We start from the raw sequence: 22,073 nt of genomic DNA on the forward strand, positions 1-22,073 counted from the left end.
AGCACAGCCTGTCGTGGGAACGACGAGCGTCAGCGAGGAGAGACCATGACAGCTCCCCTGGCACCGGCCGCGCCGGCGCCCGCCCCGGCCGCCGCGAGCCCGGCCGCGACCGATTCGCCCGGCGGGGCCGAGCGCTTCGCGTCCGCCCTGGACGACGCGGTCGCCGGCGAGCAGAGCGGCCCCCGTGGCCAGGAACGGGCCGCGGAGACCGACGGCGCCCCGGCCGGGCCGGCTCCGGAGGTCCCGGCCGGTGACCAGCCCCCCGCCGAGCAGCCCGTCGCCGGACAGCCCGCCCTCTCCGGCGCCGGCATGCCACCGGGCCTGTGGGCGCTGCTCACCGGCATCGGCCCGGCAGCGGCCGGACCGGCGATCGCCGTCGACCCCGCGGCCGCCGGCTCGGCGGTCGGAACGGTGGCCTCCGCCGTCGCGACCGGCACCGCGGTCCTGCCGTCCGTCGCGCTGCCCGTCGTCCCGGACGGCGTCCCCGCGGCGGTGCCGCCCGCCGGCATCCCCGCGCCCGCTCCCACCGGGCTCCCCGCGGGCGCGGTCCCCGTCCCGGACGCGCCGGCAGCCGACGCCGTCCTGCCCACCACCCCCGGACCGGTCCCGGCGACCGCCACGGTCGACCCGCTCCCCGGGATCACCGTCGTGCTCGCCGGTGCGGACGCGCCCGGCACCCCGACGGCGCCGGAGCTCGTGACCCCGGACAGCGTCGTACCGCTCCCCCGGCCGGCCGCCGCCCCGGCTCCGGCGCAGGGCCCGGGCGCCGATCCCGGCTCCGCCCCCGACCAGGACGCCCCGGTGCCTGCCCTGGCTCCGGCCGCGGGCGGGAACCCCGCCGTGGTCGCCGCGCCCGCCGTCCCGACGACGGCACCGGCGCCGACCGCCGGTCCGGCCGCTCCGGCCGCTCCGGCACCGCCGGTCTCCGGTCAGGTCGCGCAGCAGGTCGCCGTCCTGCGCTCCGCCCCGGACGGCACGCACACCATGACCCTGGTGCTCACCCCCGAGACCCTCGGACCGGTCGAGGTCCAGGTGACCCTGAGCCAGGGCTCGGTCGACCTCGCCCTGAAGAGCGCCACGGAGGCCGGCCGCGCCGCCCTGCTCGAGGCCCTGCCGGACCTCCGTCGCGACCTGGCGAGCGCCGGGCTCACCTGCACCAACGCCTCGGTGGACCGCGATGCCGGCGGCGCCTGGGCGTCGACCCAGCAGCAGGCGACCGGCGACCGCGCCGGCCAGCAGGGGCAGCCCGACGGCCGCAGCCGGCCGTGGCTGCGCGGCGCCGACGCCGACCCGGGCCGCCCCGACCCCACCGCCACCCCGTCGTCCGGCCTGGACGTCCGGGTCTGAGAGGAGCGACCGATGACCAGTCCCGTCTCCGGGGTGGGCGGCGCCGCCGCCACCTCCGCCACCAGCACGGTGACCCGCGCCGACCAGATGGGCAAGGACGTGTTCCTGCAGCTGCTGGTCGCCCAGATGCGCTACCAGGACCCGAACAGCCCGGCCAGCACCACCGAGTTCATGTCGCAGACCGCGACGTTCACCCAGGTGGAGAAGCTGGAGGAGATCGCCGCGCAGAACGCCTCCCTGGTGGCACTGCAGCGCTCGCTCTCCGCCGGCGCGCTCGTCGGCCACACGGTGAGCTACACCGACGAGAAGGGTGCCACCGTCACCGGCACCGTCGGCTCGGTGAAGATCACCGGCGACGAGCCCAGCGCCGTCGTCGACGGCGTCGACGTCCCGATGGGCCGGCTCACCGAGGTCTCGCTGCCCGGCACGCGCTGAGTAAGGACCCCCTTGCCCCCCACCGTTCGCACGCTCACGGCGGGGCCCTGCAAGGGGGCCACCCCTGATCACCCTGTTGAGAGGAGCACCCCGTGCTGCGTTCCATGAACTCCGCGATCTCCGGTCTGCGCGCGCACCAGACCAAGCTCGACGTCACCGGCAACAACATCGCCAACGTCAACACCGTCGGTTACAAGGCCTCCCAGACCGTCTTCGAGGACACGCTGTCCCAGGTCATGCGCAACGGCTCGGCGCCGACGGCGCAGTCGGGTGGCACCAACCCGGCCCAGGTGGGCCTCGGCGTGAAGGTCGCCGGCATCACCACGAACTTCGAGCAGGGCTCGGCCCAGAACACCGGCCGCTCGACCGACTTCATGATCAGCGGCGACGGCTTCTTCGTCACCCGTGCCGGTAACGAGCAGCTCTACACGCGCGCCGGGTCGTTCAACTACGACGCGTTCGGGAACCTGGTGACCCCGGACGGCGCCCAGCTGCAGGGCTGGATGGCGACCGCCGGCGTCGTCGACACGAACCGGCCGATCGGCCCCCTGTCCGTCCCCTTCGGCGGGGTCATGCAGCCGACGCGCACCGAGAACGGGCAGGTCGCGGGCAACCTGTCCAGCGGCGCGGCGGTCGGCACCGGCTCGGCGGTCCAGACGCAGTTCACGGTGTACGACGCCCTGGGGACCGCGCAGCAGATCAACGTCACGTTCACCAAGACCGGCGCCAACCAGTGGGACGTCGTCACCCGCGACGGCAACGGCGCCACCCTGACCACCGGGCTGACCTTCAGCACGGCCCCGGGCAGCGAGGGTCAGCCCACGGCGGGCGGGACGGTCTCCTTCACCCCGTCGACCGGCACCTGGCCCGGGCCGATCACCATCGACCTCACCGAGATGCGCCAGTTCGGCGGGGCCTCCGCGCCCGTGCCGGGTGACGTCGACGGCAACGCGATGGGCACCCTGCAGTCCATCTCGCTCAGCGGCGACGGCACCGTCATGGGCGTCTACTCGAACAACCTGCGCGAGCCGATCGGCAAGCTGGCCCTGGCCACCTTCGCCAACCCGGGCGGCCTGGCGAAGGCCGGCAACAGCTCCTTCCGGATCGGCGACAACTCCGGGCAGCCGGCGATCGGCGAGCCCGGTGCCGGTGGCCGCGGCACCCTCATCGCCGGCGCGCTGGAGATGTCCAACGTCGACCTGGCCGAGGAGTTCACCGGGCTGATCGTCGCCCAGCGCGGCTTCCAGGCCAACAGCCGCGTCATCTCCAGCTCCGACGAGGTCCTGCAGGACCTGGTCAACCTCAAGCGGTAAAGGACCTCTCCGTCCGCGGCCCTGCCGCAGGGGCCCGCCGCGAGCCTGCGAGTGGCGGGGGGCGGCGGGGTCCTTCCCCGTTCCAGCACGTCACCGTGGCCCGGTTCCTCGTCCGCGAGGGGCCGGGCCGCCGTCGTCCGGGCACCTCGGCGTCTCCGCAGGTCACCCCCCTCACCCGCGGGGGTGAGGGGGCCTGTTCGGCTCAAGGCGGGCCCGCGCCACGCCGATGACAACTGCAGACCGGCAGCCTGCGCGAGCGGTCGCCGCCACCCCTCCCCGATCGAGCAAGAGGACCCCTCGTGATCCGTGTGACGCGCCTGAACGGAGAGCGGTTCGCGCTCAACCCCGACCTCGTCGAACGGGTCGAGGGCCACCCCGACACCGTCGTCTTCCTGGTCGACGGCACCAAGTACATCGTCTCGGAGAGCGTGGACGACGTGCTCGTGGAGATCCGCGAGTACCGCGCCAGCATCCTCGCCACCGCCTACGAGATGGACCGTGGCACCTACCGCTCGCCGTCCCGGACGGAGGAGGTCGACGGGAACGCCGCCGTCGTCCCCTTCCCGGCCCGCGAGGAGCGCTGACCCGTGGACCCCGCCACCCTGATCGGGTTCGTCGTCTCGATGGTCGCCCTGCTGATCTTCATGGTCATGGAGGGCGCCGACCCGACGTCGCTGCTCTTCATCCCCGCCATCATCCTGGTCATCGTCGCCACCTTCGGCGCGGCGATGTCCGGCCAGACGATGGACGACCTGAAGAAGATGCCCGGCTGGTTCAAGCTGGCCCTCACGCCGGCCAAGGTGCCGCCGGCGACCGAGCAGATCGCGACCCTGGTGAGCCTGGCGGAGAAGGCCCGCAAGGAGGGCCTGCTCGCGCTCGAGGCCCAGGTCAAGACCATCGAGGACCCGTTCCTCAAGCGCGGCCTGCAGATGGGCATCGACGGCACCGACCCCGAGGACCTGCGCGCCGTCCTGGAGAGCGAGATCGCCGCTCGGAAGGCGGAGGACAAGGTCGCCGCCAAGTTCATGACCACGATGGGTGGCTACGCGCCGACCATCGGCATCGTCGGCTGCATCGTCGGCCTGATGAACGTGATGGGCAACCTCAGCAACCCGGAGGCGCTGGGCCCGATGATCGCCGCGGCGTTCGTGGCCACGCTGTGGGGCGTCATGGCCGCCAACTTCTGGTTCCTGCCGATGGGCGCCAAGATCCTGCGGGTCAGCGAGCTGCAGGCCGCGCAGATGGAGCTGCTGGTCGAGGGCATCGCCGAGATCCAGGCCGGCACCAGCCCGCGTGCCGTCCGGCTCAAGCTCACCTCCCTCATCCCGCCCAGCGAGCTCGCCAAGGAAGCGGCATGAGCGAGCCGGCGCACCTCTCCGTGGGGGTGCTGTGAGTTCCGGCGGCCACGGCGGCCGCCGGCGCGGCAAGAAGCACGAGGAGGAGGAGCACGAGAACCACGAGCGGTGGCTGGTGTCCTACGCGGACATGATGACGCTGCTCCTCGTGCTGTTCGTGGTGCTCTTCGCGATGAGCCAGGTGGACAAGGACAAGTTCGCCGCCCTGGCCAAGGGTCTGTCCGCGAGCTTCGGCGGGCCGATCACCGTGCAACCCGGACCGACGCCGGAGGGCTCGGTGCTCGACGGGCTCCCCGGCGCGGTCGACATCGCCTCGGCCATCGTCCCGGAGCAGACCGTGGAGCAGGCGGAGGTGGACGCCGCCGCCGCGCAGGCCGCGCTCGCCGAGGCTCGGCAGGTCGCCGCGGAGGCCCGGGCCGAGTACGAGGACCTCTCCGAGGTGCGGGCGCAGATCGAGGCCGCGCTGGCCGCCGCCGGCCACGCCGGTGCGGCCCGCTTCGAGATCGACGAGCGCGGCCTGGTCGTGCACATCGTGGCCGACCAGGTCCTGTTCGACGCCGAGCAGGCGGTGCTGCGACCCGAGGGCCGGCAGATCCTCACCGCGATCGCCCCCACGCTGCGCGGGCTGCCCAACTCCCTCGGGGTCGAGGGCCACGCCAACCACCTGCCGGTCACGCCGGGCGGGATCTGGCCGTCGAACTGGGAGCTGTCGGCCTACCGCGCGACGACCGTCGTCCGGTACCTGACGACCGACGGGGTCCCGGGCGCCCGGATGGTCGCCAACGGCTACTCCGACACCCGGCCGCTGGTCCCGACGACGGACCCGAACTCCATCTCCGTCAACCGCCGCGTGGACGTGGTGGTCCTGTCCGATGCCTCCGCGGAGGCCAAGGAACTGCTCCCCGGCCTCGACGCCGGGACGACCGCCGCCGGCACCCCCCAGGAGGACACCCATGGCTGACAAGAAGAGCACGAAGGACGAGACGCCCGAGGGCGACGTGGCGAAGGGCGGCGGCAAGAAGAAGCTGCTCGTCGTCGGCCTCGTGGCGGTGCTCGCGCTCGCCGGCGCGGCGTACTTCTTCCTGTTCGCGAGCAGCGGCGAGGCCGAGGCGGCCCCCGAGCCCGAGCACGGCGGGTACACCGCCCTGGAGCCGATCGCGGTCAACCTCGCCGGCGGCGGCTTCCTGAAGATCGGTATCACCCTGGAGTACACCGCGGCGGCCGCCGCCGGCGGGCACGGCAGCGGCGGCGTCGACGGCGCCAAGGCCCTCGACCTGGTGATCGCCACCTACTCGCAGGCCCAGCCGGCGGACGTCGTGGGCGCCCGGGACGCGCTCAAGGAGGCCCTGGAGCACAAGATCGTCGAGGCCTACACCGAGGACGGCGTGCCGATGGTCATGCACGTCTACCTCACGGAGTACGTCACCCAGTGACCATGGGGGGCGAACCGTCGGGGAGCCCCTCGCGCACCACCCGTCACACCCGTCCGCCCTGACCGGCCGCGCCCCGCGCCGCCGGTCAGGGCGGACCCGTTCCCCGCCGATGAACCAGTGCGTGACCCGCCCCGAGAACGGACCCGCCCGCACCGGGCGCAGCCGCCGCGGCGAACCCCGCACCTACGACTTCCGCCGCCCCACCAAGCTCTCCCGGGAGCACGTGCGGGTCCTGCAGATCGCCCAGGAGGCGTTCGCCCGGCAGACGACGACGGTCCTCACGACGATGCTGCGGGCCGGCGCGCGGCTGGACCTGCTGGGCATCGAGCAGCACTCCTACGACGACTACGTCGCCTCCCTCCCGGACCCCTGCTTCCTCGCGACCTTCACCATCGAGCCGCTGGCCGGCAAGGGCGTGCTGGCGTACCCGCTGGACATCGCGATGGCCGCCGTCGACCACATGCTCGGCGGCTCCGGCTCCGCCGACCAACCGGACCGGCCGATGACGGTCATGGAGACGGCGATCACCAACCACCTGCTCGGCCGCCTGCTGCAGGAGTTCGCCGGCTCCTTCTCGCACATCATCGAGCTGCAGCCCGAACTCAGCGAGATCGAGTACAACCCGCAGCTGGCCCAGGCCGCGTCCGGCTCGGACACCGTGATGGTGGCCTCGTTCACCATCGGGATCGGCGGCCGCAGCGGCGAGGCCACGTTGGTGCTGCCCTTCTCCTCCTTCCAGGTGCCGCTGAACAACGCCGCCTCCCCGCAGCTGTCGGAGTCCGCGCAGGCCAAGCGCCGCCGCGCGTTCGAGGCGCTCAACGAGCGGCTCACCCAGGTGCCGGTCGACGTCGGCGTGCGGTTCGCCCCGCTCGAGGTGTCGTCGGAGGACCTGCTCTCCCTCGCCGTCGGTGACGTGCTGCTGCTGCGCCACCCGCAGGACGCGCCGCTCGAGGTCACCACCAACGAGGTCACCTTCGCCTACGCGATCGCCAGCAACCACCGACGCCGGCTCGCCGCCGCCATCGTCCCGACCCCGGCCACTCCGCAGAACCGAGCCCAGAAGGACACCGCATGACCGCCACCGTGGAGCACTCCCAGGCCTCCGAGACCGTGATCGCCGTCGTGGCCTCCGCCGCCCGGGCCGCGGCCGCGCTGGTGCCGGCGACGGCCGAGCTCGTCCCCGGCGTCCCGGTCAGCGACCCCGACGCCGTCCTCGTCCCGGCCACGGCCGCCACCGCGGTCGCGGCGAGGCTCTCCGGCGAGGTGAGCGGCGACGTCGTCCTCGTCGTCTCCGCCGAGGTCGTCGACGCCCTCGCCAACTCCCCCGTCGGCCCGATGGACGTCGCCACGGCGCTGCGCCCGGCCCTCGAGGCCGCCGCGGCCACGCTGGGCCGGGTGCGCGTCGACGCCGAGCGCACCGAGGACCCGGACACCGCGATGGACGGCCTGCGGGACAAGGGCATGTTCGTCGCCGTCCCGCTGCTGGCCGACGGCGCCACCGTCGAGGCGGTCCTCGCCCTGCAGGTGACGCTGCCGCAGGCCCGCATCCAGCGCGGCAGCCTGGACCTGCTGCGGCACGTGGCCATGGAGGTCACCGTCGAGATCGGCCGCACCCGGATGACCGTCGGTGAGCTGCTCTCGCTGCACCCCGGCGAGGTGGTCGAGCTCGACCGCGCCGCCAGCGCCCCGGCCGACCTGCTGGTCAACGGCACGCTGATCGCCCGGGGCGAGGTCGTCGTCGTCGACGAGGACTTCGGCCTGCGGATCAGCGAGATCATCACCGACGCCGCTGCGTCCGAGATCGGGGCGCAGCAGCGGTGAGCGAGGTGGCGGGCCCCGCCATGAGCGGAGCGACGTACGTCGTGCGGTCACCGGGCGCCGGCGAGGTGACGGCATGACGTGGATGGTCATCCGGCTGGTGCTCTCGCTGGTCTTCATCGGCGGCGTCCTGTGGTTCGCCGCGCGGGTCGCGAAGAAACGCGGCATCGGTCAGGGCAACGGCCTCATCGAGGTGGTCGCCCGGCAGCGCATGGGCCGGGCCAGCAGCGTCAGCGTCGTCCGCATCGCCGACCGCGTGCTGGTGGTCGGCTCCACCGAGGAGCAGGTCACCCTGCTCGCCGAGGTGGACGGCGACGTCGTCGAGGAGGCCATCGCCGAGCGGCGGCTGGCCGCCGCCCAGCCCGCGCTGAGCGGCGGGCCCGCTGGGCCCGGCGCGCTCGCCGGCTCGGTGTTCGACCGCAACGGCTGGACGACGTTCGTCAGCCAGCTGCGGGAGCGGACGGTCCGCCGCTGATGACCTCCTCCCCCGCTCCCGTCCGGGGCGTCCCGGTCGCCCGGCGCGTGGGGCTGGTCCTGCTGCTCGCGGCGCTGCTCGGTGTGGTGCTCGCGCTGCTGGCCGGCCCGGCGTCCGCCGCCCCCACCGCGCCCGTCGAGCCCACGGCCCCGACCGCTCCCGTCGTCCCCGGCGTCGACGGCGGTGTGGACATCTCGATCGGCGGCGGCAGCCCCAGCACGTCGATCACGCTGATCCTCGCGATCACCGTGCTCTCGGTCGCGCCGGCGGTGCTGCTGCTGGCCACCTCGTTCACCAAGATCATCGTGGTGCTGTCGCTGACCAGGAACGCGCTGGGCATGCAGATGTCGCCGCCGAACACGGTGCTCACCGGCATCGCCCTGTTCCTGACGCTGTTCGTCATGGGGCCGGTGTTCTCCGAGATCAACGGGATCGCCGTCCAGCCGTACCTCAACGGCGCCATGACGGTGTCGCAGGCCTACGACGTCGGCGTCGTCCCGCTGCGGGAGTTCCTGCTCGACAACACCCGCGAGGACGAGCTGTCGCTCATGGTCGGGCTCTCCGGCGAGGAGGCCCCGACCGACGCCGCGGCGGTGAGCATGACGACGCTCGTCCCGGCCTTCGTGCTGTCCGAGCTGAAGAGCGCGTTCATCATCGGGCTGGTCGTCTTCATCCCGTTCCTGGTGCTGGACATGCTGGTCAGCGCCGCGCTCATGTCGATGGGCATGATGATGGTGCCGCCGGTGATCGTGTCCCTGCCGTTCAAGCTGCTGCTGTTCGTGGTGGTCGACGGGTGGGCGCTGATCACGACGGCGCTGGTGGGGAGCTACGGATGAGCGAGCTCGCGAGCTCGTCGATGAGCACAGCAGCGCCGCGAACGGCCGCGACGGGCGCCGGCGAGGAGTCCTCGTGAGCGACGCCGACGTCACCGAGATCGCCGTCGCGACCATGCTGGTCGCCGCCAAGGTCGCCGCACCCGTGCTGCTGACCGCGCTGCTGGTCGGGTTCCTCATCTCGCTGTTCCAGGCGGCGACGCAGATCCAGGAGCCGACCCTCTCCTTCGTGCCGAAGATCATCGCGGTCGCGATCGCGCTGCTGGTCACGGGCAACTGGGTGCTCTCCGAGCTGGTCACCTTCACCCAGGGCCTGTTCGACTCGCTGCCCCGCCTGCTCGACCGGACGTAGCGGCCGTGGACCTCGAGGTCCCGGCGGGCACGATGGCGGCGCTGCTCCTCGGCACCGCCCGCGCCACCGGCTTCGTCCTGCTGGCCCCGCCGTTCAACTCCAGGAGCATCCCGGCCCCGGTGAAGGGGGCGCTGGCGCTGGCGCTGTCGGTCGCGCTGATGACCCGCATCGCCCCGGAGCTGCCGGACCCGACCACCGGCTTCCTGGTCGTCGGCGCGGTCACCGAGGTCGCCATCGGCGCGGCGCTGGGCTTCGTCGTCCACGTGCTGTTCGCCGCCGTCCAGTACGCCGGCGACCTCATCGACCTCACCGGCGGCTTCTCGCTGCAGCCGGCCTACGACCCGCTGTCGATGACGACCAGCTCCTCGGTCGGCCGGCTGCACTACCTGCTGGCGACCACGCTGCTGTTCACCAGCGGCGGCCACCTGCTCGTCGTGCGCGGCTTCGCCACCTCCTACGAGGGGCTGCCGGTCGGCGGGTCGGTGCCCACCGAGCAGCTGGCCTCGGTGCTCATCACCGCGCTGTCGATGATGTTCCTGGCCGCGCTGCAGATCGCCGGGCCGATGGTGGCGGTGCTGCTGCTCGCCGACGTCGCGCTCGCCCTGCTGTCGCGCGCCGCACCCGCGCTCAACATCTTCTCCTTCGGCTTCCCGGTGAAGATCATGCTGACGATGGCCCTGCTCGGCCTGACCTTCCCGCTGCTGCCCCCCGCCCTGGACGCGCTGCTCGAGCACGCGGTCCGGGCGATGGTCTCCCTGCGGAGCGGGTGATGGGCGAGACGACGTCCCCCCGGCACGGAGGGGGGTGAGCGGTGGCCAAGGACGGGCCGGGTGGGGAGAAGACAGAGGATCCCACCCCGCAGCGCCTCAAGAAGGCGCGCAAGGAAGGCCAGATCCCTCGGACCCAGGAACTGGGCACCTGGGTCGGTGCCGCGGTGGCCAGCTTCCTGCTGCCGATGCTGGTGCGCAACGCGTTCGACGAGGTCGGCGCGATGTTCGTGCAGGTCGGCGTCGTCGTCGAGACCCCCGAGGTGGAGGCGGTCACGGCCCTGCTCGGGCAGGCGCTGAGCACCTTCGTCACCGTCGCGCTGCCGATGGCGGTGGCCCTCATGGTCGTCGGCGTCGCCGCGTCCGCCGCGCAGGGCGGGGTCGCGGTCAGCGGCAAGCCGATGAAGCCGACGCTGAAGAAGCTCAACCCGTTCCCGGGGATGAAACGGATGTTCGGCGGCCAGGGGCTGTGGGAGGCGGCCAAGGCGGTCATCAAGACCGCGGCGCTGGGCACCGTCGTCGTCGTGACCAGCGACCGCGCCCAGCAGCTGGTGTCGTCCTCCGGCGCGCTGCCGCTGTCGGCGATCACCGCGACGTTCACCGACTCCGCCGTCCTGATGTTCCGCGTCGTCGCGGTCACCGGCCTGGTCATCGCGGTCGCGGACTACGTCATCGTCCGCAAGCGGACGATGAAGGAGCTGAAGATGAGCAAGTACGAGATCCAGCAGGAGCACAAGAACTCCGAGGGCGACCCGCACGTGAAGGCCCAGCGCCGGGCCACGCAGATGGCGATGTCGCGCAACCGGATGATGGCCGAGGTCGCCGACGCCGACGTCCTGCTGGTCAACCCCACCCACGTCGCCGTCGCGCTGAAGTACGAGCCCGACCGCGGCGCGCCCCGCGTCGTCGCGAAGGGCGCCGACGAGGTCGCCGCCAAGCTCCGCGAGCGCGCCGCCGAGGCGCGGGTGCCGATGGTGCAGGACGTGCCGCTGGCCCGGGCGCTGCACGCCTCCTGCGAGATCGGCCAGGAGGTGCCCGCGCAGCTGTTCACCGCCGTGGCGCGGGTGCTGGCGTTCGTGATGCAGCTGTCGGCCCGCGGCGTGCGCGGCGGCTTCCACCGGCCCGGCTTCGCCGCACCGGACGTCGAGGACCTGCCCCGGGCGGGTGCCCGCCGCTGAAAGAGGACCCTCCTGCCCCCGCGCCTCGGCCCCCTCGCAGGTAGGGGGACCCCGTCCTCCTCACCGTGGAAGGACCCCGTCCTCCCCACCCTTCGCAGGCTCAGGGCGGGTCCCGGGACGGGGCCTGCGGCGAGCCTCTGGACGGGGCCTGGCGCGAGCTTGCGAGTGGCGGGGGCAAGGGGGTCCTTCCCCTGCAGGAGGGCCGGCGGTGCCGCTGGGACGCCAGTGACGGCTGGGGTGGACGGCGGTGCCCCGGGGGAGGCGCTCTGCCGATGAGTCCTCCGTGCAGAAGCTGACGAAGGCCGCCGTCCCCGTCGGCGTGGTGGCCATCGTCCTCATGCTGGTCGTGCCACTGCCGGCCGCGGTGCTGGACCTGCTGCTGGGGCTGAACATCACCGCGTCGCTGCTGATCCTGCTGGTCGCCATGCAGATCAGGCGGCCGCTGGACTTCGCCGTCTTCCCCTCGCTGCTCCTCATCGCGACGCTGTTCCGGCTGGCGCTCAACGTCTCCTCGACGCGGCTGGTGCTGAGCGACGGCTACGCCGGCAAGGTCATCGAGGCCTTCGGGCACTTCGTGATCGGCGGCTCGCTGATCGTCGGTCTGGTCGTCTTCCTGATCCTGACGATCGTCCAGTTCGTCGTCATCACCAACGGCGCCGGTCGCGTCGCCGAGGTCGGCGCCCGCTTCACCCTCGACGCGATGCCCGGCAAGCAGATGGCCATCGACGCCGACCTCAACGCCGGGCTGATCAACGAGAAGCAGGCCCGCAGGCGGCGGACCGAGGTCACCGCCGAGGCCGACTTCTACGGCTCGATGGACGGCGCCTCGAAGTTCGTCAAGGGCGACGCCATCGCGGGCATCATCGTCACGCTGGTCAACCTGATCGGCGGGATGGCGATCGGCGTCATGCAGATGGGCATGGCCCCGGGCGACGCCGTCTCGACCTACTCGCTGCTGACCGTCGGCGACGGACTGGTCTCGATGATCCCGGCCCTGCTGCTGTCCACCGCGACCGGCATCATCGTCACCCGCTCGGCGTCCGACGGGGACATGGGCAGCGACCTTATCGCCCAGCTCGGCCGCTTCAAGCAGCCGGTGCGGATCGCCGGCGGCGCCGCTCTGGCGCTGTGCCTGATCCCCGGCCTGCCCAAGCTGCCGTTCCTGGTCATCGGCGGGCTCTTCCTGCTCATGGCCGCCCGCATGCAGGAGACCCCGGACGTCGACGAGGACGCCGACCCGCAGGCCACCGCGGACGACGAGCCCAAGCCCGACTCCCCCGAGGCGATCGCCGACAAGATGCGCGTCGACCCGCTGGAGCTCGAGGTGGCCTTCGACCTGGTCGACCTGGTGGACGCCTCCCGCGGCGGCGACCTGCTCGACCGCGTGAAGGCGCTGCGCCGGAAGGTCGCCATGGAGACCGGCCTGGTCATCCCGCTGGTGCGCACCCGCGACAACCTCGACCTGCCCGCCTCCCAGTACGTCATCTGGCTCAACGGCGTCCCCGCGGCCAAGGGCACCTCGCCTGCCGGCACCGTCCTGGCGATCGGCGACATGCTCGACGGGCTGCCCGGCCGGGCCACCCGCGAGCCGGTGTTCGGCCTTCCCGCCAAGTGGGTGCCGGTCGAGCTGCAGCGGCAGGCCGAGATGGCCGGCGCCACCGTCGTCGACCGCTCGTCGGTCATCACCACGCACCTGGCCGAGGTCGTCCGGCAGAACGCTGCCGACCTGCTCGGCCGGGAGGACGTGCGGCTGCTGGTCGAGATGGTCAAGCGGACCCACCCGATCGTCGTCGAGGAGCTCACCCCGACGCTGCTCACGCTGGGGGAGATCCAGCGGGTGCTGCACGGGCTGCTCGCCGAGAACGTCTCCATCCGCGACCTGGTGCGCATCTTCGAGGCGCTCTCGGTCCGGGCGAAGGTGTCCACCGACGTCGACGGCCTGGTCGAGGCCGCCCGGACGGCACTCGGGGCGGCGATCAGCCACCCCTACGTCACGCCCGACGAGCGGCTGCACGTCATGACCCTCGATCCGGCGTTCGAGCAGCGCCTGCTGGAGGCCGTGCGGCAGAGCGAGGCCGGTCAGGTCCTCGCCCTGGACGCCGGCACGGTCGACGCGCTGGTCAACGGGTGCACCGGCCTGCTGACCGACGCCGAGCGGCTGGGCCTGTCCCCCGTGCTGGTGTGCTCGCCGCAGGTGCGGGCCGCCCTGTCCCGCCTGATGCGTCAGATCCTGCCCCGCCTGCCGGTGATCTCCTACACGGAGGTCTCCCGCACGGCCCAGATCGAGTCACTGGGAGTGGTGAACGGTGCCGTTGCCGTCCGTTGAGGCCGCGTCCCGCGAGGGCGCCATCGCCGCCGCGCGGGAGAAGTACGGCTCGTCCGTGCGGATCGTCGGAATCCGCCGCATCCGCACGGGCGGGGTGATGGGCTTCTTCACCACCGAGCGCTTCGTCGCCGAGGTCGAGGAGGCCGCCCCGCCGCCCGCCGTCGAGCGCCGCCCGGCGTCGAAGGCCGAGTCGATGGCCCGCATCGAGGCCGCGCTGCGCCGCGACCCGGTGCTGCCCGACCCGGTCGACGAGGTGGCCGACCTGCTCGGCGGCGGCGCCGGCCAGCCCGCCGTGGGGCTGTACTCGCGGACCTCCGCGCCGCGCGCCGCCCGTCCGGGTGCGGCAAGGGGCTTCTGCAAGCCCCCGGCTGCGGCTCCCCCCGCGCCGGCCCCGGCGCCGGCCCCGGCGGCTCCGGTGGCGGCCGACGCCGCGCTGCCGCCGTCGCCGTTCACCGCCGCGCTCGCCCAGATGGTGGCCCGCGACGTCGACGTGCGGGAGGCCGTGGACGGGGCGGTCGCCGCCGTCGCGGCTGCCGCTCCCGCTGCTGCCCCGGCTGCCGCTCCGCCCGCGCCCGCTCCGGCTCCCCGTCCCGCTCCCGCCGCCGCTGCACCGAGGCCCGCCCCGGCGCCCGTCGCCGCCCCCGCCCCGGCGGTGGCCGCCGGCTCCGACGACCTCTCCGACGACCTCTCCGACGACCTGGACGCCGGGCTGGACATCCTCTGGGGCTCGGCTCCCGCGCCCGCTCCCGCTCCGCAGCCGGCCGCCGTTCCGCGGGCCACCCCCGCTCCGGAGGCGGTCGCCGCCGTCGTCCCGCCGGCACCCGTCGCCCCGCCGGCACCGGCTCCCCAGCCGGGGCCGGTCGCGGTGCCCGAGTGGGTGCACGAGCCGGACTTCAGCACCGGGCCGATCACCTCCCGCGAGGAGGCGGTCGCCGAGGTCCTGCGCGCGGCCCTGGCGCACGACACGTCCGACGCGGCGCTGACCCAGCTGCTGCGCGGCGTGCTCGCCGGCTCCTCGCCGGCCGAGCACGAGGCCGCCCGGACCGACGACGCGTGGGGCGAGGCCTCCGCCGAGGCGCACACCGCCGAGATCCCGGTGTGGGTCGACGCGACCGCCGAGGCCGACGAGTGGGAGGTGGAGGCCGAGGTCCTGGCGCCGACCGCCAGCGACCCGGCGCCGCTGCCGCTGCCCGCCGACGCCACCACGATCCTGCCGCCGCTGTCGCTGCTGCCCCCGCCGGCGCCGGGCACCGCGCTGGCGGTGCCGTCGCTGCTGGGCCGCCCGCCGGTGCCCCCGGCGATCGGCCGCGCACCGGGTCGGTCGGTTGCCCGCGTGGCGCCGCCGACCGCAGCGGCCCGGCTGGCGACCGTGACCCGGCTGCCCGTGGACAAGCGCGCGGCCGCCTGGCGCCGCTCCGCGCCGATGGTGGTGCCGTCGGTGCGCGGGCGGTCGACGTCCGGCGGCTCCACCGGTCCGCTGCCCGGCGCGGCCGAGGACGCCCTCATCGGCCGGCTGGTGGAACTCGGCGTGCCCGAGCGGCTGCTCGGCGAGGACTTCGCCGTCGAGGTCGCCCGAGGGGGGGCCTACGCCGCACTGACCCGCGCGCTGGCCGCCGGTCTGCCGGCCGCGCCGGCGCTGCCCTCGGGGGCGGGCGAGGTGCTGCTGGTCGTCGGGCCCGGCGTCGAGACCCTCGCCGCCGCGCGCTCGCTGGCCGCCTCGCTGCGGCTGGACGGCGAGCAGCTGCAGTGGGCCTCCCGCGGCGACCTGGCGGCGCTGACTCCGCGCGACAACCGGATCACCAGCATCGACACGGCCCTCGAGCGCAAGCAGGAGGCCGACCGGTCGAGCGCGCTGACGATCGTGGCGGTCGACGTCCCGCTGCGCTCCGGTGGCAGCGCCTGGCTGGAGCAGATGGTCGCCGTCTTCGCGCCGGTCGGCGTGTGGGCGGTCGTCGAGGCCACCCGCAAGCCCGAGGACCTCGGCCCGTGGCTGGACGCGCTGGCCCGCGTGGACGCGCTCATGGTCCAGGACACCGACCTCACCGCCGACCCGGCCGCGGTGCTCGGGCGCACCTCCACGCCCGTGGCCCTCCTCGACGGTGCCCGGGCGACCGCCCACCGCTGGGCCTCGCTGCTGTGCGAGCGGCTGGAGGGCGCGGGGGCATGAGCCCGCTGCGCTGGGACGTGCTCGCGGTCTCGTTCCTGCTGGCCCTACCACTGCTCGCCCTGGGCCTGCGCGGTGACCTGAGCGCGCACGACGTCGTCACCCGGCTGCCGTGGTGCCTGGCGGCCGGCTGGGGCGTGGTGGCGCTGCTGCGCTGGGCAGCCACCCCCCGCCCGTCGGCTCCCTCCTCCCCCGCCGCCGAGGACGCCGACCCCGGGGCGCCCTGACCCTCCGGATCCCCTCCGCGGCCACTCCCGCGCGGTTCCTGCAGCGCACGCGCTGGTGCAGCAGCGCCATCGCGCGGGGAACCGCGCGGGAGTGGACGCCGTCCACAGATCCGGTCGAGCGCTCCCCCGGCCCCGGTGCGGCCGCCAGGCTGGGTGCATGACGGTCCCGGACCCCGACCCACCGTTCCTCCTGCGCCGCGCCGACGCGCTGGACCGGGGCTTCGACGACGCGGAGCTCGCCCGGATGGTGCGCCGCGGCGAGCTGCGCCGGCTGCAGCGGGGCACGTACGCGCACAGCCCTGCGGAACTCCCCACGGACGCCGGCGTGCGTCACCGCCTCGCGGTGCTCGCGACGGTCCCCGGACTCCGCTCCCCGGCCGTGGTGAGCCACCTCTCGGCCGCGGTCCTGCACGGCCTGCCCGTCTGGGGCGTGCCCCTGCACCGGGTCCACGTGACTCGCCGCCCGCCGACGAGCGGCTCCGGCAGCATGCGCCTCCACCAGCACGTGGGCCGGGTGCCCGACGAGCACCTCACCGTGGTCGACGGCCTCGTCGCCACCGGCGTCACCCGGACCGTGGTGGACGTCGCCCGCTCCACGCCCTTCGAGTCCGCCGTCGTGGTCGCCGACCGCGCGCTCCGGACGGGCGGGACCACCCGGGAGGACCTGGTCGGCTGCATCCTGGACATGGGGCGGGTCCCCGGGATCCGTGCCGCCGCTCGCGTCGTCGACTTCGCCGACCCGTTGAGCGAGAGCGTCGGCGAGAGCCGCAGCAGGGTGTTGATCCGCCGGCTCGGGCTCGCCGTCCCCGACCTGCAGGTACGGGTCCGCCGCCGCGACGGCAGCGTCATGGCGCGGTGCGACTTCGGCTGGGAAGGGCACCGCACGGTCGGGGAGTTCGACGGCCGGGTCAAGTACGGCCGCCTGCTCCGGCCGGGGCAGCAAACGGGCGAGATCGTCTTCCAGGAGAAGCGTCGGGAGGACGAGTTGCGCGATCACCGCTGGCAGGTCGCCCGCTGGACGTGGGACGACCTGGACCGCCCTCGCACCGTGGGGGACCGCCTCCTGCGAGCCTTCGCCCGCGGCGACCGCTGACTCTCGCGCGGTTCCCCCTGTCGCCGCGCCGGTGCGACGGCGCGAGGACGAGCGGAAGCGCGCGGGAGTGGGGCCGGACCGGGTCAGCGCGGGAGGTCCTCCAGCATCTCGGTGACCAGCGCGGCGATCGGCGAGCGCTCCGACCGGGTCAGCGTCACGTGCGCGAAGAGCGGGTGCCCCTTGAGCTGCTCGACCACCGCCGCGATGCCGTCGTGCCGGCCCACCCGCAGGTTGTCCCGCTGGGCCACGTCGTGGGTGAGCACCACGCGCGAGCCCGAGCCCAGCCGCGACAGCACGGTCAGCAGCACCCCGCGCTCCAGCGACTGCGCCTCGTCGACGATCACGAAGGAATCGTGCAGCGACCGCCCGCGGATGTGGGTCAGCGGCAGCACCTCGATGACGTCGCGGGCGGCGATCTCGTCCAGCACGGCCTTCGAGACCAGCGCACCGAGGGTGTCGTAGACCGCCTGCGCCCAGGGCGACATCTTCTCGCCCTCGCCACCGGGCAGGTACCCGAGCTCCTGGCCCCCGACGGCGTAGAGCGGCCGGAAGACGACGACCTTGGCGTGCGCCCGCCGCTCCAGCACCGACTCCAGGCCCGCGCACAGCGCCAGCGCCGACTTGCCGGTGCCGGCCCGCCCGCCGAGCGAGACGATGCCGATCTCCGGGTCGAGCAGCAGGTCCAGCGCGATCCGCTGCTCCGCGGAGCGGCCGTGCAGCCCGAAGGCCTCGCGGTCGCCGCGCACCAGCCGCACGTGCTTGTCCGGCGTGACCCGCCCCAGCGCGGACCCGCGCGAGGAGAGCAGCACCAGGCCGGTGTGCGGGGGCAGCTCGGCGGCGGCCGGCGCGTACACCTCGCCCTCGCCGTACAGGGCGGCCAGCTCGGTGTCGTCGAGCGAGAGCTCCGCCATCCCGGTCCAGCCGGCGTCGACGGCGTCCAGCGCCCGGTACTCGTCGGTGTCCAGCCCCACCGCCGCGGCCTTGACCCGCAGCGGCACGTCCTTGGTGACCAGGCAGACGTCGGCGCCCTCGGCGCGCAGGTTGAGCGCGACCACCATGATCCGGCTGTCGTTGCTGTCGTTGCGGAACCCGGCCGGCAGCACCGCGGGGTCGCTGTGGTTGAGCTCGACGTGCAGCGTGCCGCCGTCGTCGCCGACCGGGACCGGGGCGTCGAGGCGGCCGTGCTGCACCCGCAGGTCGTCGAGCAGCCGCAGCGCCTGCCGGGCGAACCAGCCCAGCTCCGGGTGGTTGCGCTTGTCCTCGAGCTCCCCGATCACGACGAGCGGGAGGACCACGTCGTGCGCGCCCAGGCGCAGCAGCGCACCGGGGTCGGAGAGCAGGACGGAGGTGTCGAGGACGAACGTGCGGCGAGGGTTCACGAGTCGACTCCCGTGGGGCGCCACCCTGATGACAAGGCGCGCCCCGGCTCGAAGGTGACCGGGCCCCGGCCGAGGAGCCGGGCGCCGGCCCCCCTGGTCGACGAGATCGTCAGCACCAACCGGGCCTCCCGTGGACGGCGAGGTGAGCTCGCCCTCCACCGCGGACGGTAGGCCGGAGAAGTGACAGGAACACGTCGAAGCGGTGGCGTGTCCCTCCTTCGGGGCACCAGCGGCCCCGACCGTCTCAGCGAGGACGGCGGGGCCGGACGGCGACCAGCACCCAGACCAGCGGCACCAGCAGGACCGGCCACTGCAGGCTCAGGTCGCCGAGCCACCACAACCCGCCGACCAGCAGCACGGCCAGCCACCCCGCCGTCCACAGGCCCAGGTCCCGGGCCTCCTCCGGGGTGTGCCGCGCCATGTCACCTCCCGCCACGTCATCCCACCCGCCTGCTCAACCGGCCCGCAGTTCGCCGGCGACGGTGGCCGGGGTGAGGGGCTCGTCGAGCAGGCGGCCGAAGCGGTCGGCGACCGGCTGCTCGGCCGGGCGGGCGTCCAGCCACCGCGAGAGCAGGTCGAAGCCCTCGACGTAGCTGGTGGTGTAGGCCCGCCACAGCGGGTGGGTGAGGAAGCGCAGCTGCTGGCGGGCCCGGTCAGCGCTCACCAGCGACCAGCGCTGGATGTAGGCCGCCACCTCGTCGGCGTCGGCGCCGCGGTCGTGCAGCAGGACGGCGGCGTCCTGGCGCACCCGGTTGAGCGGCGCGGCCGCCGCCGCGACGCGCTCGGCGAGGTGCCCGTCGAAGTGCAGCCCGAGGTCACCGAGCACCTCGGCGGCCCACGGTCCCCAGCCGGCCCCGATCGCGGCCTGGACGCCGAGGTCGGCCAGCCCCTCGGCCATCAGGCACTCGGGGGTGTTGACCAGGAAGACCGTGTGCTCGAGCCGGGCACCGCGCTCGACCAGGCCGAGCTCCTTGCGGCAGTGCTCGGTGTGGTGCCCCGGGTAGGCCTCGTGGGCCACCAGGTGGGGCAGCTGGCCCAGCCGGTGCGGCAGGTCGGCGTTGATCGCCACGCGGGAGCGGTAGTCGCCCTCGTAGTAGTTGAAGCCCGACCACGGCTTGTCGGTGACCACCTCGTAGCGCACCGTCTCGACCTCGGGCAGCCCGTAGTCGGCGCGCACCCGGTCGCGCAGCGCGCTGGACAGGGCGTGCACCGCCTCGGCCAGCCGCTCGGGCGGGCACTCCTCGCGGCGGCGGTGCGCGGCGTAGCGCTCGGCCAGCGCTCCGCTGCCGGGCAGCAGGGCGTCGAGCTCGGCGTGCGCGGCGGCGTAGCCGGCCGGGTCGCCGAGGGTGAGGTCGACCTGGAAGTAGCTGCGCACCTCCTCGAGGAAGGGCACCGGCTCGCCGGCCATCTTCCGGGCGGTGCACTCCAGCCCGGTCAGCTGACCGCGGAGGAACCCGGCGCGGTCGGCGGGCAGGCCGGCCGCGTCCAGCTCGCCGAGCAGCGCGCGGGCCCGGTCGCGCAGCCCCTGCGGGGTGGGCGCCGGCTCGTCCTCCACCGCGGCCCGCACCCGCCGGTCACCGGTGTAGGCGTCGACGAAACCGGGCTCCAGCCGGTCGAAGCGCAGCCCGAGCCGCACGTACTCCAGGGGGACGTCGAGCGAAGGCGCCATGACCAGCAGTTTCTCAGCCGCCGAAGCGACGGTGCCGGGCGGCGTAGGCGCGCAGCGCCCGCAGGAAGTCGACGCGGCGGAAGTCGGGCCAGTAGACGTCGGTGAAGTGGAACTCCGAGTGCGCGGTCTGCCAGAGCAGGAACCCCGAGAGCCGCTGCTCCCCGCTGGTGCGGATCACCAGATCGGGGTCGGGCTGCCCGCGCGTGTAGAGGTGCTCGGCGATGTGCTCGACGTCGAGCTCGCTCACCAGCTCGTCCAGCGTCGTCCCCCGTTCGGCGTGCTCGGCCAGCAGGGAACGGACGGCGTCGGCGATCTCCCGCCGGCCGCCGTAGCCGACGGCGAGGTTGACCGTCGCGCCCGGCCGGTCGCGGGTGTCCTCGGCGGCCTGCTTGAGGACGGCGACCGTCTCGGCCGGCAGCAGCTCCAGGGCACCCACGGGGCGCAGCTGCCACCGCCGGTCCGGGGCGGCGAGGTCCTCGGCGACGCCCTCGATGATCCGCAGCAGCGGCAGCAGCTCGGGCTCGGGGCGGGACAGGTTGTCGGTGGAGAGCAGGAAGAGCGTGACGACCTCGACGCCGGCCTCGTCGCACCACCCGAGGAACCCGGCGATCTTGTCCGCGCCGCGGCGGTGACCGGCGTTGGGGTCCTCCAGCCCGATGGCCCGCGCCCACCGCCGGTTGCCGTCGACGATCACCCCGACGTGCCGTGGGATCGCCGCGCCCTCCAGCGCCCGGGCGAGCCGGTGTTCGTACACCTGGGTGAGGACGTCGCGAGCCCACTGCCGCATCCCCACGGTGGGTCACAGTAGGCCCACTCCACGAGTCCACGTGCACCCCTTCCCGACCTGCACGAAGGTCTCGGCGGCTGCCGGGGAGATCACGGTCGGGTCCCGTCGCCGCACTCCCTACGGGTGCGTAACCTCGGCGCATGAGCGTCCCCAACCGGAAGGGCGAGACCGTCCGCGTCGAGGCCGACGGCGCCCAGATCGAAGCCCCTCCGGGCCCGGCGGTGGCCACCGTCCTCCAGGAGGGCGAGCAGGTCGAGCGGACCTGGACCGCGGAGGACTTCGGCGACCGCGACTGGGACCACCCCGACACCCGGCCGCGGATGCGCGGCTGGCTGCACCTGTTCTCCTTCTTCGGCGCGATCGTCGCCGGGGCCGTGCTCGTCCCGCTGGGCTTCGTGCTCGGCGCCCGCGCCGGCGTCTCGGTGACCGTCTACTGCGTGACCATCTGCGGCCTGTTCGGCATCAGCGCGCTGTACCACCGGCGGCGCTGGTCACCGCGCGGCTGGAAGATCATGAAGCGGCTCGACCACTCGATGATCTTCCTGTTCATCGCGGGGACGTACACCCCCTTCGCCCTGCTGGCGGTCGACCAGCCGACCGGCTACTGGGTGCTCGCCGGCGTCTGGGCCGGTGCGCTGGCCGGTGTCCTCCTCAAGCTCACCTGGCCGACCGCGCCGCGGTGGGTCGGCGTGCCCCTCTACATCGGGCTGGGCTGGGTCGCGGTCTTCGTCCTCACCGACATCCTGCACATCGCCGGCGTGACCTCGCTGGTGCTGCTCGCCGTCGGCGGCGTGCTCTACACGCTCGGCGGGGTGGCCTACGCGATGAAGAAGCCCAACCCCTGGCCCGGCGTCTTCGGCTACCACGAGGTCTTCCACGCGATGACCGTCGTGGCCGCCATCTGCCACTACATCGCCGTCTACTTCGCGATGTACAACTCCCCCTTCGTGTGACCTCCGGTCAGACACCGCGGCGATGACACCGCCGTCCTACCGGACGGCACCGCGGCCACGTGCCGTTCCCGACTGCGTCGAGCCGCTGCGTCCCTCGATCGCGGAGGCCTCCGGCCCCCACTCCTCAGGACTGCGGCTGCGCCGCAGATCCCCTCCTCGACCCACCTCC

Annotated in this window: 23 protein-coding genes; 19 read left to right on the forward strand and 4 right to left on the reverse strand. The window is 74.0% G+C overall.

Going from position 1 to position 22,073, the window contains the following annotated elements; genetic code table 11:
• Nucleotides 1–45: 45 nt before the first annotated feature.
• The 18 genes from BUB17_RS06385 to BUB17_RS06470 all read left to right on the forward strand — a co-directional run bounded on the left by BUB17_RS06385 (nucleotide 46) and on the right by BUB17_RS06470 (nucleotide 17,116).
• Nucleotides 46–1,347: a flagellar hook-length control protein FliK gene (locus BUB17_RS06385; protein WP_072915160.1), complete on the forward strand. Its 1,302-nt coding sequence runs from the start codon at nucleotides 46–48 to the stop codon at nucleotides 1,345–1,347.
• 12 nt (nucleotides 1,348–1,359) lie between these two features.
• Nucleotides 1,360–1,782 (forward strand): flagellar hook capping FlgD N-terminal domain-containing protein, encoded by a 423-nt coding sequence (locus BUB17_RS06390; protein ID WP_072915163.1) that lies wholly within the window; start codon nucleotides 1,360–1,362, stop codon nucleotides 1,780–1,782.
• Between the two features lie 92 nt (nucleotides 1,783–1,874).
• Nucleotides 1,875–3,095, forward strand: a complete 1,221-nt coding sequence (locus BUB17_RS06395; protein WP_072915166.1) for a flagellar hook protein FlgE — start codon at nucleotides 1,875–1,877, stop codon at nucleotides 3,093–3,095.
• Between the two features lie 299 nt (nucleotides 3,096–3,394).
• Complete coding sequence (locus BUB17_RS06400; protein ID WP_072915168.1) at nucleotides 3,395–3,679, forward strand: flagellar FlbD family protein; 285 nt, start codon at nucleotides 3,395–3,397, stop codon at nucleotides 3,677–3,679.
• Nucleotides 3,680–3,682: 3 nt separating this feature from the next.
• Nucleotides 3,683–4,453: a motility protein A gene (locus BUB17_RS06405; RefSeq protein ID WP_072915171.1), complete on the forward strand. Its 771-nt coding sequence runs from the start codon at nucleotides 3,683–3,685 to the stop codon at nucleotides 4,451–4,453.
• Between the two features lie 31 nt (nucleotides 4,454–4,484).
• The gene (locus tag BUB17_RS06410) at nucleotides 4,485–5,411 is read left to right on the forward strand and encodes an OmpA/MotB family protein (RefSeq protein ID WP_072915174.1); all 927 of its coding nucleotides are present in this window, start codon (nucleotides 4,485–4,487) and stop codon (nucleotides 5,409–5,411) included.
• Complete coding sequence (locus BUB17_RS06415; RefSeq protein WP_072915176.1) at nucleotides 5,404–5,883, forward strand: flagellar basal body-associated FliL family protein; 480 nt, start codon at nucleotides 5,404–5,406, stop codon at nucleotides 5,881–5,883. Before BUB17_RS06410 ends, BUB17_RS06415 begins: the two co-directional genes overlap by 8 nt.
• 121 nt (nucleotides 5,884–6,004) lie before the next feature.
• Nucleotides 6,005–6,958 carry a flagellar motor switch protein FliM gene (locus tag BUB17_RS06420; RefSeq protein WP_244276975.1) on the forward strand — a complete coding sequence of 318 codons (954 nt, stop codon included), beginning with the start codon at nucleotides 6,005–6,007 and terminating at the stop codon, nucleotides 6,956–6,958.
• On the forward strand, nucleotides 6,955–7,704 hold the full coding sequence (gene fliN, locus BUB17_RS06425; protein WP_072915181.1) for a flagellar motor switch protein FliN: 750 nt from the start codon (nucleotides 6,955–6,957) through the stop codon (nucleotides 7,702–7,704). Before BUB17_RS06420 ends, fliN begins: the two co-directional genes overlap by 4 nt.
• Nucleotides 7,705–7,777: 73 nt before the next feature.
• On the forward strand, nucleotides 7,778–8,176 hold the full coding sequence (gene fliO, locus BUB17_RS06430) for a flagellar biosynthetic protein FliO (protein ID WP_072915183.1): 399 nt from the start codon (nucleotides 7,778–7,780) through the stop codon (nucleotides 8,174–8,176).
• Nucleotides 8,176–9,012: a flagellar type III secretion system pore protein FliP gene (gene fliP, locus BUB17_RS06435; RefSeq protein ID WP_072915185.1), complete on the forward strand. Its 837-nt coding sequence runs from the start codon at nucleotides 8,176–8,178 to the stop codon at nucleotides 9,010–9,012. Before fliO ends, fliP begins: the two co-directional genes overlap by 1 nt.
• Nucleotides 9,013–9,085: 73 nt before the next feature.
• On the forward strand, nucleotides 9,086–9,361 hold the full coding sequence (gene fliQ, locus BUB17_RS06440; RefSeq protein WP_072915187.1) for a flagellar biosynthesis protein FliQ: 276 nt from the start codon (nucleotides 9,086–9,088) through the stop codon (nucleotides 9,359–9,361).
• 5 nt (nucleotides 9,362–9,366) lie between these two features.
• Nucleotides 9,367–10,131 carry a flagellar biosynthetic protein FliR gene (gene fliR / locus BUB17_RS06445; protein ID WP_072915189.1) on the forward strand — a complete coding sequence of 255 codons (765 nt, stop codon included), beginning with the start codon at nucleotides 9,367–9,369 and terminating at the stop codon, nucleotides 10,129–10,131.
• Nucleotides 10,132–10,172: 41 nt separating this feature from the next.
• Nucleotides 10,173–11,306 (forward strand): EscU/YscU/HrcU family type III secretion system export apparatus switch protein, encoded by a 1,134-nt coding sequence (locus tag BUB17_RS06450; protein WP_072915192.1) that lies wholly within the window; start codon nucleotides 10,173–10,175, stop codon nucleotides 11,304–11,306.
• A 283-nt stretch (nucleotides 11,307–11,589) separates the two neighbouring features.
• Nucleotides 11,590–13,632, forward strand: coding sequence for a flagellar biosynthesis protein FlhA (gene flhA, locus BUB17_RS06455; RefSeq protein WP_072915195.1), 2,043 nt, complete (start codon nucleotides 11,590–11,592; stop codon nucleotides 13,630–13,632).
• Nucleotides 13,613–15,799, forward strand: coding sequence for a hypothetical protein (locus BUB17_RS26680; RefSeq protein WP_072915197.1), 2,187 nt, complete (start codon nucleotides 13,613–13,615; stop codon nucleotides 15,797–15,799). Before flhA ends, BUB17_RS26680 begins: the two co-directional genes overlap by 20 nt.
• The gene (locus BUB17_RS06465) at nucleotides 15,796–16,023 is read left to right on the forward strand and encodes a hypothetical protein (protein ID WP_072915200.1); all 228 of its coding nucleotides are present in this window, start codon (nucleotides 15,796–15,798) and stop codon (nucleotides 16,021–16,023) included. The genes BUB17_RS26680 and BUB17_RS06465 overlap by 4 nt, the downstream gene beginning before the upstream one ends.
• 157 nt (nucleotides 16,024–16,180) lie before the next feature.
• Nucleotides 16,181–17,116, forward strand: a complete 936-nt coding sequence (locus BUB17_RS06470) for a type IV toxin-antitoxin system AbiEi family antitoxin domain-containing protein (protein ID WP_072915202.1) — start codon at nucleotides 16,181–16,183, stop codon at nucleotides 17,114–17,116.
• An 83-nt stretch (nucleotides 17,117–17,199) separates the two neighbouring features.
• On the opposite strand, the gene BUB17_RS06475 is transcribed toward BUB17_RS06470, so the two are convergent.
• The 4 genes from BUB17_RS06475 to BUB17_RS06485 all read right to left on the reverse strand — a co-directional run bounded on the left by BUB17_RS06475 (nucleotide 17,200) and on the right by BUB17_RS06485 (nucleotide 20,951).
• The gene (locus BUB17_RS06475) at nucleotides 17,200–18,495 is read right to left on the reverse strand and encodes a PhoH family protein (RefSeq protein ID WP_072915205.1); all 1,296 of its coding nucleotides are present in this window, start codon (nucleotides 18,493–18,495) and stop codon (nucleotides 17,200–17,202) included.
• Between the two features lie 244 nt (nucleotides 18,496–18,739).
• Nucleotides 18,740–18,916, reverse strand: coding sequence for a hypothetical protein (locus tag BUB17_RS26685; RefSeq protein WP_175561296.1), 177 nt, complete (start codon nucleotides 18,914–18,916; stop codon nucleotides 18,740–18,742).
• Nucleotides 18,917–18,949: 33 nt separating this feature from the next.
• Nucleotides 18,950–20,164 (reverse strand): DUF885 domain-containing protein, encoded by a 1,215-nt coding sequence (locus BUB17_RS06480; RefSeq protein ID WP_072915207.1) that lies wholly within the window; start codon nucleotides 20,162–20,164, stop codon nucleotides 18,950–18,952.
• A gap of 13 nt (nucleotides 20,165–20,177) precedes the next feature.
• A complete protein-coding gene (locus tag BUB17_RS06485) occupies nucleotides 20,178–20,951 on the reverse strand; it encodes an isoprenyl transferase (protein WP_175561305.1) in 774 nt (257 codons plus the stop codon).
• A gap of 140 nt (nucleotides 20,952–21,091) precedes the next feature.
• Between BUB17_RS06485 and trhA the strand changes: the two genes are divergently transcribed.
• Complete coding sequence (gene trhA, locus BUB17_RS06490; RefSeq protein ID WP_175561297.1) at nucleotides 21,092–21,904, forward strand: PAQR family membrane homeostasis protein TrhA; 813 nt, start codon at nucleotides 21,092–21,094, stop codon at nucleotides 21,902–21,904.
• The last annotated feature ends 169 nt before the right edge of the window (nucleotides 21,905–22,073 follow it).

Origin of the sequence: Geodermatophilus obscurus, assembly GCF_900143215.1 — a bacterium.
GTDB classification, from domain to species: Bacteria; Actinomycetota; Actinomycetes; order Mycobacteriales; family Geodermatophilaceae; genus Geodermatophilus; species Geodermatophilus obscurus_A.

What these genes read in the sequence shown, in the direction of transcription:
- BUB17_RS06385 (WP_072915160.1), top strand. Translation starts at nt 46, where the DNA reads ATGACAGCTCCCCTGGCACCGGCCGCGCCGGCGCCCGCCCCGGCCGCC.
- BUB17_RS06390 (WP_072915163.1), top strand. Translation starts at nt 1,360, where the DNA reads ATGACCAGTCCCGTCTCCGGGGTGGGCGGCGCCGCCGCCACCTCCGCC.
- BUB17_RS06415 (WP_072915176.1), top strand. Translation starts at nt 5,404, where the DNA reads ATGGCTGACAAGAAGAGCACGAAGGACGAGACGCCCGAGGGCGACGTG.
- fliN (WP_072915181.1), top strand. Translation starts at nt 6,955, where the DNA reads ATGACCGCCACCGTGGAGCACTCCCAGGCCTCCGAGACCGTGATCGCC.
- fliO (WP_072915183.1), top strand. Translation starts at nt 7,778, where the DNA reads ATGACGTGGATGGTCATCCGGCTGGTGCTCTCGCTGGTCTTCATCGGC.
- fliP (WP_072915185.1), top strand. Translation starts at nt 8,176, where the DNA reads ATGACCTCCTCCCCCGCTCCCGTCCGGGGCGTCCCGGTCGCCCGGCGC.
- BUB17_RS06465 (WP_072915200.1), top strand. Translation starts at nt 15,796, where the DNA reads ATGAGCCCGCTGCGCTGGGACGTGCTCGCGGTCTCGTTCCTGCTGGCC.
- BUB17_RS06470 (WP_072915202.1), top strand. Translation starts at nt 16,181, where the DNA reads ATGACGGTCCCGGACCCCGACCCACCGTTCCTCCTGCGCCGCGCCGAC.
- BUB17_RS26685 (WP_175561296.1), bottom strand. Translation starts at nt 18,916, where the DNA reads ATGGCGCGGCACACCCCGGAGGAGGCCCGGGACCTGGGCCTGTGGACG.
- BUB17_RS06480 (WP_072915207.1), bottom strand. Translation starts at nt 20,164, where the DNA reads ATGGCGCCTTCGCTCGACGTCCCCCTGGAGTACGTGCGGCTCGGGCTG.
- BUB17_RS06485 (WP_175561305.1), bottom strand. Translation starts at nt 20,951, where the DNA reads ATGCGGCAGTGGGCTCGCGACGTCCTCACCCAGGTGTACGAACACCGG.
- trhA (WP_175561297.1), top strand. Translation starts at nt 21,092, where the DNA reads ATGAGCGTCCCCAACCGGAAGGGCGAGACCGTCCGCGTCGAGGCCGAC.